The organism is Bacteroides timonensis (assembly GCF_000513195.1).
Taxonomy (GTDB): domain Bacteria; phylum Bacteroidota; class Bacteroidia; order Bacteroidales; family Bacteroidaceae; genus Bacteroides; species Bacteroides timonensis.
Window position 1 is genome coordinate 1 of the sequence record NZ_CBVI010000005.1, and the last position, 9,736, is coordinate 9,736.

Annotated in this window: 15 protein-coding genes; 4 read left to right on the forward strand and 11 right to left on the reverse strand. The window is 45.4% G+C overall.

What is annotated here, in order from left to right:
* Positions 1-119: 119 nt before the first annotated feature.
* The 4 genes from BN161_RS30780 to BN161_RS02070 all read left to right on the forward strand — a co-directional run bounded on the left by BN161_RS30780 (position 120) and on the right by BN161_RS02070 (position 1,429).
* Positions 120-308: a KilA-N domain-containing protein gene (locus BN161_RS30780; RefSeq protein ID WP_044262588.1), complete on the forward strand. Its 189-nt coding sequence runs from the start codon at positions 120-122 to the stop codon at positions 306-308.
* A 23-nt stretch (positions 309-331) separates the two neighbouring features.
* Positions 332-664 carry a KilA-N domain-containing protein gene (locus BN161_RS02060; RefSeq protein WP_262483891.1) on the forward strand — a complete coding sequence of 111 codons (333 nt, stop codon included), beginning with the start codon at positions 332-334 and terminating at the stop codon, positions 662-664.
* A gap of 133 nt (positions 665-797) precedes the next feature.
* Positions 798-977 carry a hypothetical protein gene (locus tag BN161_RS02065; protein ID WP_044262593.1) on the forward strand — a complete coding sequence of 60 codons (180 nt, stop codon included), beginning with the start codon at positions 798-800 and terminating at the stop codon, positions 975-977.
* A gap of 41 nt (positions 978-1,018) precedes the next feature.
* Positions 1,019-1,429, forward strand: coding sequence for a DUF5053 domain-containing protein (locus BN161_RS02070; RefSeq protein WP_052356152.1), 411 nt, complete (start codon positions 1,019-1,021; stop codon positions 1,427-1,429).
* A 61-nt stretch (positions 1,430-1,490) separates the two neighbouring features.
* On the opposite strand, the gene BN161_RS02075 is transcribed toward BN161_RS02070, so the two are convergent.
* Genes BN161_RS02075 through BN161_RS02125 form a run of 11 tightly spaced genes read right to left on the reverse strand, consistent with a single transcriptional unit; the run spans position 1,491 to position 9,711 of the window.
* On the reverse strand, positions 1,491-3,374 hold the full coding sequence (locus tag BN161_RS02075; RefSeq protein ID WP_044262596.1) for a hypothetical protein: 1,884 nt from the start codon (positions 3,372-3,374) through the stop codon (positions 1,491-1,493).
* Positions 3,367-3,816: a hypothetical protein gene (locus BN161_RS02080; RefSeq protein WP_044262598.1), complete on the reverse strand. Its 450-nt coding sequence runs from the start codon at positions 3,814-3,816 to the stop codon at positions 3,367-3,369. The genes BN161_RS02075 and BN161_RS02080 overlap by 8 nt, the downstream gene beginning before the upstream one ends.
* Entirely contained in the window at positions 3,813-4,808 is a 996-nt protein-coding gene (locus BN161_RS02085) for a hypothetical protein (RefSeq protein ID WP_044262601.1), read from the reverse strand. The genes BN161_RS02080 and BN161_RS02085 overlap by 4 nt, the downstream gene beginning before the upstream one ends.
* Positions 4,805-5,731: a DUF6712 family protein gene (locus tag BN161_RS02090; RefSeq protein ID WP_044262603.1), complete on the reverse strand. Its 927-nt coding sequence runs from the start codon at positions 5,729-5,731 to the stop codon at positions 4,805-4,807. The genes BN161_RS02085 and BN161_RS02090 overlap by 4 nt, the downstream gene beginning before the upstream one ends.
* Positions 5,732-5,736: 5 nt before the next feature.
* The gene (locus tag BN161_RS02095; protein ID WP_044262608.1) at positions 5,737-6,597 is read right to left on the reverse strand and encodes a hypothetical protein; all 861 of its coding nucleotides are present in this window, start codon (positions 6,595-6,597) and stop codon (positions 5,737-5,739) included.
* Between the two features lie 4 nt (positions 6,598-6,601).
* Complete coding sequence (locus BN161_RS02100; protein ID WP_044262611.1) at positions 6,602-7,957, reverse strand: hypothetical protein; 1,356 nt, start codon at positions 7,955-7,957, stop codon at positions 6,602-6,604.
* Positions 7,958-7,959: 2 nt separating this feature from the next.
* A complete protein-coding gene (locus BN161_RS02105; RefSeq protein WP_244436377.1) occupies positions 7,960-8,604 on the reverse strand; it encodes a hypothetical protein in 645 nt (214 codons plus the stop codon).
* 13 nt (positions 8,605-8,617) lie between these two features.
* Positions 8,618-8,965 (reverse strand): hypothetical protein, encoded by a 348-nt coding sequence (locus BN161_RS02110; protein WP_044262613.1) that lies wholly within the window; start codon positions 8,963-8,965, stop codon positions 8,618-8,620.
* Positions 8,966-8,985: 20 nt separating this feature from the next.
* Positions 8,986-9,198: a hypothetical protein gene (locus BN161_RS02115; protein WP_044262615.1), complete on the reverse strand. Its 213-nt coding sequence runs from the start codon at positions 9,196-9,198 to the stop codon at positions 8,986-8,988.
* Positions 9,191-9,415, reverse strand: a complete 225-nt coding sequence (locus BN161_RS02120; protein WP_244436378.1) for a hypothetical protein — start codon at positions 9,413-9,415, stop codon at positions 9,191-9,193. Before BN161_RS02120 ends, BN161_RS02115 begins: the two co-directional genes overlap by 8 nt.
* Positions 9,416-9,435: 20 nt before the next feature.
* Positions 9,436-9,711: a hypothetical protein gene (locus BN161_RS02125; RefSeq protein WP_044262619.1), complete on the reverse strand. Its 276-nt coding sequence runs from the start codon at positions 9,709-9,711 to the stop codon at positions 9,436-9,438.
* Positions 9,712-9,736 lie beyond the last annotated feature (25 nt).

The following is a 9,736-nucleotide window of genomic DNA, read 5'->3' on the forward strand; positions in this document are numbered from 1 at the left end:
CAAATTGCTATATATTTACTAAATATCAAAAAAATAATTAATCCAACTATTTGATTATCAATTATTTATATTATTTTTGCCGCATATTTAGTTTTTTATTAATCCAAACATTATCAAACATGGAAACAAAAATTTGCGTATTTGAAGAAAATCCAATCACTTTTGCATTGGAAAAAAACAACGGTATGATGATTAATGCTACTGAAATGGCAAAGCCGTTCGGAAGGCAAGTAAATGAATTTATGTCGAATGCGAATACAAAAGCATTTGTTAACGAAGCTTTAAAAAACGGGAATCCCGTTTTTTAGGCATCGAGAATGAAAGCGATTTAATTCACTCCAGACAAAAAAACGGTACCTGGATGCACCGTATTTTAGCCCTTAAATTTGCCGCTTGGTTAAACCCCGCCTTTGAACTTTGGGTTTACTCCACCATCGAAAACCTCCTTTTCGGAAAACATGTTCAACGAGAACAATCATTTGAGCGCACTCTACGATTTCAGAAAGAGCTGGATGAGTTGAAAGACAAGCCCCAAAAATCAGGCGAAGACTTTGAACGTTATCTGGAACTTGACAGAGCCTTAAAGCATGAAAAGGCGGTACGCAAATCACTGACATCAGAAGCGGTCACCGGAATGCGGTCATTATTCAGTGAAGATGAATAAGATAAAAAAGAAAAGCGAAAACTCAGCCAACACATAAAATATATTTTATACAGCCCTTGCGCATAAAATATATTTTATGTACCTTTGTCATGTCAAAAGAAAAACAGATTATCAACCTTAAAAGCAATCAGGCATGGAAAAGAAAGATGAACTTGAAGAAATCAATTTTCAGATTTTCCGCATCGAATATGCCATCAAACAGTATAGAAACAGATGCGAATTACTGGGAATCAACCCCGAACCCAAAACTGATGAATTACTGGAACAGCTTTCAGCACTCATCAAGAAAAGAGACCAACTGAAAAAAGAGTAATTAACCGCCCCTCCTCAGCGAGGGGCAAAAACAAGATATTTATGGAGCAACTTTTAAAAGAACTACAGCAGATGAGCACATTGCAAGGCGATGAAAGCCTCGCTAAAGCCAAGGAAATATCCGCCAGGTATACAAGTCCCGACGAAAAAGCATTCATTCAACAATATATGGAGAATGAAGCGGATGTCATCAGTCAGGACATTGCAAAGCTTGACCATCAACTGGAACGTATGCTCGCCATCAAGAAGCAGCTTAATGAAGTCAGACAGATCATCCCCATGAAATATATTGCCGAACACTATTTCGGCAAAAGTGCCGCATGGCTGAGCCAGCGTGTCAACGGCACTCCGATACGAGGAAAAATCTACTGTCTGAAAGATGCGGAGATCAATACTTTGAACCATGCCATACAAGACATCGGAAAGAAACTCGGTTCACTTTCTATCATTTGAGATAGTCTGCTTTTCTTTGACAACAGCCCCGTAGTATTGAACCGCTACGGGGCTTTTGATTTTAATTATCCAACCATCGTCCATTATCCAGCCATACACCGCCGTCCCGCCATTTGCCGTCTGTCAATATCCAACGGGCATCCGCTTCCGTATCGCTGATATGTATGGGATAAAACGTACCTGTCCATGCCCCCTTCCGCCCATTAGCATCCAATGTAAACTCCATATCCTTGCAGATATACCGTTTATTACGTACCTCGAATACCAAGTTTGGGTCATACAAGTTCGGGTCATGGCTTCGTACCTTAATAGCCTTGGTGTAGTCTATATCATAGGCTGTATGATATAGAAGATTGTCCAGTGTAACAGGGCGCAGACTAACACCAATGCTGTTGGTCTTGACGTAAACCCAATAGGAATTTTTATAGTATGTGAAATGCTTGGTATATTCGTCTATATAGGATAACGGGTAATTCAATGGCCGCAGACCTATATATATAGTCTGGTATCCTGTATAGAAGGCGACGGATATATTCTTTTTGGAAGTGGAGTTCCGGACTGTCCCTTCTTTGATCTGTTCCTCGATACTTTTTGGCTGTTCGTCGGCTTCTGCGTTTTCGCCATTGAGAATGCAGGGGATGAAAATCTTATATTTGGCATCAGAACCCGGCTCTAATCCTCCGTTGTAATGGGTGATATCGGCGTCTTGGAATGTGGCAGGTACAATCTCCAGTTCTATCGTATTGGTCGCATTCTCACGCTCGATCTGTGCGAATCTGTCCACCATGACGAACATAGGAATCTCCGGATCTGTGTCTACGTTCTTGAAGTTGTACAGATAAACGTATTTCTTTCCGTCCACCTCATGTGTATAAATGGTATCTGTTTTTTTGTTGGATGGATCACTAAACCAATCACTTATACTGTTCATGTCGGTTGCCACACTCTTTGGTATTGTTGCATGCTTTGCCCCATTTTTTACGGCATCAGGTAGGACGTTCCATCTCCAAAATTCGCAATCATCCACCTTGTATGTCACATTGGATGTAGTCGGGTCTTCAATCTCCGGTTCTTCAATCTCCGCCTCGTACACATCTTCCACCTGCTGTACGTGTGCGGAAGGACTTCCGGCGAAATAGTTTGCCCGCAACAACAAGCGAGCAGTGCGCCTACGGTTGTCCACTATGAAAACGGCATTGAATAGCAGTTCAACCTGCTGCAGGAAATCTTTCACATTCCAGCCCGGTAACATCTCGTTCCACATAGTTGTAGGTATGGTATGGCAGATATAGAGATTCTTGTAAACCGTATCTTCCAGCTGGTTCACGGTCAACTCGTATCCTATTGCATGAAGAAGCTCCTTGATGTATGCGCACAGATAGGGTTGAGGGATCACAGAGTCCATACCTTCGGAAACAAGTACCAGTTCTCTCTCTGTTATTGGTATGCTCATGTCCGATTTGAAACTCCAGTTGTTATGAATGGTTCCTGTCGTTTGATCCAGTACCGGAACAAGGGAGTACTCCACCTCCGGATAGGTCTTTTCGATGTATGGCAGCATGTCGCTTTTCGGCACCTCCGTGCGCTTCATTTGCAGCGTTTCAATCTGGAGGTCGCCCCCGATGAAATAGTTCAGCTCTGAATTGCCGCTTGCTATCTGTATCGACACCGAATCGTCCGTCCAACCTGTAATAACTTCCGTACCGTTACAATACACCCGATTATCCGCAAGCAGAACAGCCGACCGTTTCGTCTTCACTTCCTGCACACTATTCAGCCGGTTCAGATGAGCATACAACTCCGCATTAATCGAATTAGTAAGCGGCAGAGTAATGTCATACGTATACTCGCCGTTCTTGGTAACAAAAGAATTTTCACGCTTCACCTGAACACTGAAATCTTTCGGCAGTACTACCGAGACCCCATCAATAAACAACTCAGTCATAATCCGTCAATTTAAGTCCTATACTCAGCCCATTGAATCCGCCGAATATGTCATACTCCCATTCTGTATTAATATCCTCACCACCGGATATCTCTCCACAAACAAAGTCCATGTCTCGAATTTCGTCTTTCAATATGCACATCACATTCTGCATCCTGGCATAGTGGGTTATTTCAGCTTCATCCGTCTCATCACCTGCCGGAACTTTCTCCAACAGGAAAAGCAGGAGGCGATTATCTTCTTTGTAATTATCCGCATTCCCCTTTGACTCCGCATCCGGAAAGTTTGCACACAGGAAGAATCCGGCCTGATCTCTCAGTTTCTTCGTCAGATGTTTGTCACTGACCGCAAGTATCACCCCATCTATTTTCATTTCACTCCGCTTATTGATCCTGGCTCTCAGCTCTGCCAATATTTCGCGGTATCTCAGAATATTAATCATACCTGTATCAGATTATTTTGTTCCGGGTCCGCCATGCGGAAAGTGAACTCAACCGCTTTCAGCACACTTCTCCGTAACTCACGTTCATATTTCTGCTTTGTTATCAGGATAGGAAGCCATTCACCATCCACTAATATTTCCGCTTCTTGAGCATTCATAAGGTTATGCCACAACCTATAATCACTCTGAAGCATAATGATGCCACTGTTGGCCGTATATTCATCCGTCACCTTCACTCCGAACTTGCGATCCACACCAAACATGGATGCTGTATCATCTTCATTATTGCCATTGATGGAAATCCCTCCAACAGCGGATAACGTCTCCGGCATATCATAAACATTCTTATAGCGGAAACACCAGGTATCCAAATAACGAGTCTTATCAATCAAGAACTCATAGCCGTTATTATTGCAATTGACAACATACCGTTCTAAATTCAAATCAGGGAACAGTCCTTTTATCCGCTCCGGACTGACATCAAGAGTCATCGGGGCAACCGTATCTCCACTGTCTACGCTCAACAACAAAGTATCACCACTGTTACCGTCAGTAGCATACCCTGTTGCCGTCACCTTTTCCCCCCGTCCCATCACCATGCTGACATACTCCTTGCAGCCCTCACGGGTAACCTTCCGATCTACCTCACTCAACCAACCAGGTGCATCTGCATCTTTTTTCGTCTGAAGACGACTGAACATTACAAAACTCTGCGTATCCTGAACACCATTTATCAGGAACGTGAATATACCCGCAGCATCAGTTTGCCAGCTTGTTTCTCCGGCACACCAGACACCCCACAACGCCAGCTCACAAAACTTCCCCAACTTCCGGACGCGCACCTGGTTGTTCGCATCAGAAACATACTCTTCATCCAATATCGTTTTACCGCCATACTTCACAGCAAACGTTATTGTAACATCGGTATCAATGATGTAGTCCCGCATTGTCGCGCAGAACTCTTTCTCCCTCGGTCGCTGCAACACATTCATAACCTGCAATATTTATTGCGCCTGTCATTCTTAGGCAACAGTTCGTATTCCGCCGGTCCGCCATCACGCGCCAACTTCATCTCATTCACCCAGGTAGTGGCATCATCCGCCATCCATCCGGCCACTCTCTCCACGTCCTTCAGAGATGCCGGCTCACTCTCGCCCATCCCGTTCTCCGTCATAAACCTGCGGATCACCCCGCCAGGAATGGTACTCAGTGACAATCGACGTAATGCCATACTCATGGCCAGCAGTGCCACAGCTTTGCAAGCGGCAAAATGGGCTTCTGTTTCCGGCACACCCTTCTCTTGCAATAATTCATCCCATCCACTACCGTAAGCACGCTTCACCGTCAACATCTGCGCTTCACGGATAAACGGTACCAACATCAGGTACATCCGTTCGCTCCGCTCAATGGGAAAGTAGTTGTCAAACGCTTCACCATTCCGGATGACAAGCGTCTGAGACAGTTTGTATGAAGCCGTTTCCGTCCACTCCTTCAGCTGCTTTTTATTCAGGTACCGAATAAGCGCATCCACTGCCCGATAATACTCTTCCAGGTGTAGTGCATCATCCCGATCCAACTGCCACTCCCAGGGAAGCTTCTCACTCCCATCTGTTGCCATCTTGAATTTCCGGCCATCATCCTCATGGCTGAGATCATTCTTCCGGTACATTCGCAGCGTAGCAAGGATGGCAATCGGACGCTGTACTTTACGAACCAGTTCCGCGTCCGCATCTTCGCCGGGGTCAGCATAGTATTTCCCAGCCAAATTCATCACATCATCCCCTACCAATGCCGCCAATTCTTCAGCGGCCAAATCTATCTCACCGGCAATCTTATCGAACTTATTGTTCGCATAATAATTGCCCGTCAACTCCCGCAATTCCCGCGCACCGTTGTTCTGCTTATTGAAAATCATAGCTGCTATTTTTTTAAGTTTCTCATCATTTCGTCGGCCCGCTGTTTATCATCGAGCAACTTCATCATGACACGCAGCAACTGCGTGTCATCCGTAGCATCCACATTGCCGAAAACACCGCTTTCGGCAACTGAATACAATACGCTGTTCATCCCCAAGTTCTGAATGATACCGGGATGATCCTCCGGACTTTTCCGGTGCCGCTCAAAAACAGGCGCAAAGCAAACCTCCACCCCTTCAATGATGAACGTCCCGATAAACAGGTAATTACAGAAGTAAGCAAACCAGGCATAAATTCCCCATTGAATCCACTCCGGCATATCACGCACCAACCCCATGTATCGCCCCATATATTGTGGGCGGAACGGCTCACGCAATGCGCACCCTTTTTCTTTCACCGGCTTCCGGTAAAGGATGGCGCATAACGCCCGCAGGTCTGCCGGGTTCTGTCCGGCATTGTATTGATTCATCACGGCAGCCGCCTGGCGGAACTCGCCGAATGTCAGGTCAGCCCCATGACTGGCAGGACCTTGCAGGTACCGCCATTTAGGAAGAAGGTTCACCGTACAGTCATACGTCAACTGAGCTTCAGTTACCGTAACACCGTCCAGTCCGGTATCTTCACCTATCATCCACATCCAGTCCAGAGTATCAGCCAAGCGATCAATCATCAGCATATCATCCACTCCACCCAGGCGATATCCCCGGTTATTCAACACATACGCACACCAGTCACGCTTCACATCACGAAGGCTGATACCGGGTTTCTTCATCAGTTTATCCCGGATTTTCAATAAATGAACCCACTCCAGCGGCTTCACCTCTTCCCAACATTCAGGAAATTCAATGTCTTTCTTCTGTTTCATAGCTCTATACTTGATTAGTCGGACGGTCAGGCGCCGACACATTGTCTTCTTTGTTAATCACCTTCCGGTAAATACCGAGGAAAATCCCCTTCTTATTCGGAAAATTAATGCGGATGGCATCATTGATGGCCTCCAGTGCGATTTCTTCCGGAATCTGCGTGTCAGCACCGTAGAATATCTTCAGAGCGTAAAGCATCTGGCTGCCGCTGTCACTCTTCCCGTCTATAATGATGTTGGCCAATGCCGGAGACAAGCCGAAACCGGATGTAGTCGAACTATCCGCAATACGCGATATCTTCTCCTGAGCCTCAATATACTTGTCTATATTCATCTCGATAGGCTCAATCTTCCAGCTCTGCACATGCCCCAGCTCATCCAAAAAGTCCACACACGAAAAGAATTTTCCGGCATTCTTCTGCCCCGCCATCACGTTCGCAATGGTCTTCGTCACTTCATCCCGCAGACGTTCTATTTCCTTGTAAACCTGCGCATCCGTCCATTCCTGATTCATCTCCCGTATCTGCTGTTCTTTTTGCGTCCAATACTCCTGCGGACTATGCACCACATACGCCGCCGCAATCATATTCTCATTCAGATGCCGGATAATCTCCGGAAGATTATTCGCATTCTCCAGCCAGGGCACCGACCCGTAAAAACATGATATCGCATACATATTCCGCCCGAAACTACGCATACAGTGATATTTAATCGCTGTCTCATATTTCGACGGCTGCCACTTATCGAAAGCCGGATACTTCAGGAAACTGCGGCTCCGGTAACTATCAAAGTCACCGGTCAGATACTCCGTCACATCTTCCAGACGCCGGCTGTCATTCTCCGGCCATACCAGCCGACACTCACCGCTATGCAGACACTCCAGCCTGTTCACCCATGGGCGCCCAATGCGCACTCCCTTACCCATATAATACTTGGTGAACTGCCCGTTCATGTGCGTATATTCTACCAGCACATCCCGGATATACTTCCGGTAATCCCAGCTATCCAGCCACTCCTGTATCTCATCATCCACCAGCCACTCCTGCACCCTTTCATTATCCATAATATTCACCCGGTAAAGCAACGGGCCTTGTCCATACAACAATCCCATTTTCCTGTCCAAGATACCGGGTCCCAGGTTATTTTTCTCCAGCAAATTTCGGATGGCATTCGGCATATTGTTATCAGGTCCCCATGGCACAACACGGACACCTGCCACATTCGTCGGATCACCGTCCCAGTTCTTCGAATCGCCATTGAAGAACTGGCTCATCTCCTGGCTCCAGTTCATGTTAATAGCATACTGCCCGGCCACCGTATCAACAAAGTTGAAATGCCCTATTTTCTTTTTAATATCTCCCATAACTATCTATTGATAAATATTCTCGTAGTATTCACAAGAAGCGTCCCGCAATACTCTCTCACAATCTCAACCAGTTCTGGAATCGCCTGTTCTATTATCGGATTGAACCACGGTATCGGATTCCTGTTCCACTCCTTATTACTCTTTTTCGTCAGTACTCGTGTGCCGCCCTCCATATTATATCCCCGGCCTACTCCCAGATGAATGTAAATACCCTCAGGCCTAAAACCGAATCCGATACTGGTTACTTCTTCTCCAGCAACAATCGGTTTGCCGTAATGACGGTAATTCTGTTTCAGTGATCCGGATAACTTTTTGTCATTCGCAACTAATTCTCGTATTGAGAGCTTCAGCACCGCATTCACCTTGCTGCCCCAATCCTGTACCCGTGCATTAAACAAAGCCACAGCCTCTTTATCCTGTTGCCGCTCCCATTGTTGCGTTATACCGGTATCTCCCTCAATGATAACATCAAGTGGATATCGCTCTCCAGACATCTGGTTGCCTTTGCCTCTCCAGCTGTTCCGGTTCTTCTCCATTGCCAAACGTTCACCATGTGCTCCCATACTGCAAAGATACCCTGTCGCTATAGTTGGAAAAAGGACATGAAAAATCCCCGATAAGCCGAAGCCTACCGGGGATTTCATCACATTCACACTTTTACACTATCTCAAATCCTGTCACCGAATTATAACGGCACATCTTAATCACTCCTATTTTCCCGTACTCATTAGGAACAGAACCATAATTAACCCAGATAGTGATTGGTTCTTCAGGAACAGCAACCAGCTTTGAAGTGATCCGCTTCATCTGCATATTGAAATACAGAGAATGGCAAAACTTAACAAGCCCGGTTTTAGAATATGAATGCCAAAGCAAATAATGTACCTCTACACATCTCGTCTCCGGTTTAAACATGACAATCCCTTTATCTACAAGATAATTCATGCCATGGATATTGCTAACAGCATCCTTCAGTTCTTTTGCTAATTTATCATCAGTTTTCATACTTACAAAAATACAAAAAATCAGGCAATCAAATTCTTTGATATATATATTTCTTCACTCATATCTCCAATTTCCAAGGCTTTTACATCTTTCCAGTTATAAGAAACCCGCACCCCATTTGCCAACCTGATCTCTTCCGGTTGCATACCCATTTCAGTATGTATCTCTTTGGCCACTGCAATAGCATTACTCAAGCCACCTGCCGGAAGACTATAAATTAATAGATCATTCATTTGAGCCTCCTTTCTCCTTTTGCGGAACAAGTTCCCGAATGACACAAGCCACAATTCGTAAATCACTAATATCAGAGATAAGTTTATCCGCATCCACATTGTTTCCTATCTTCAAGTCAAGAATAGTACCTATAGCCTTATCAATAACCTCGCACAGAGTATCACCGCCATCCTCTTGAATGCTCGCCAGAGTCTTACTAACGAGAGGTGTTAACACAACGTTATTTACTTCTGCAATCATTCTGCACCTCCTTTCCGGCACTTCTTTGCCTTATAAACGCACAATGCGGTAACAGCGAATAGGGGAGGAAAGATAAACCCGATACAAGTAGAGAGAATCGCACCGAAGTACCAGCGGTCAGAGGCACTGCGAAGTTCGCAGTCAGGAGCCAAGCTACGATAGTAGCGGCGTTGCAGGTCAGAAACTTGCTCAGTAAGAGCGTTGACGGATTCGCCCACGGCAGGAATGCCGGAAGCAGGCACATTGAGAGTGCCGGATGCTTGATTTTTCATATTACTGTGAGATGTTTAGCATAAA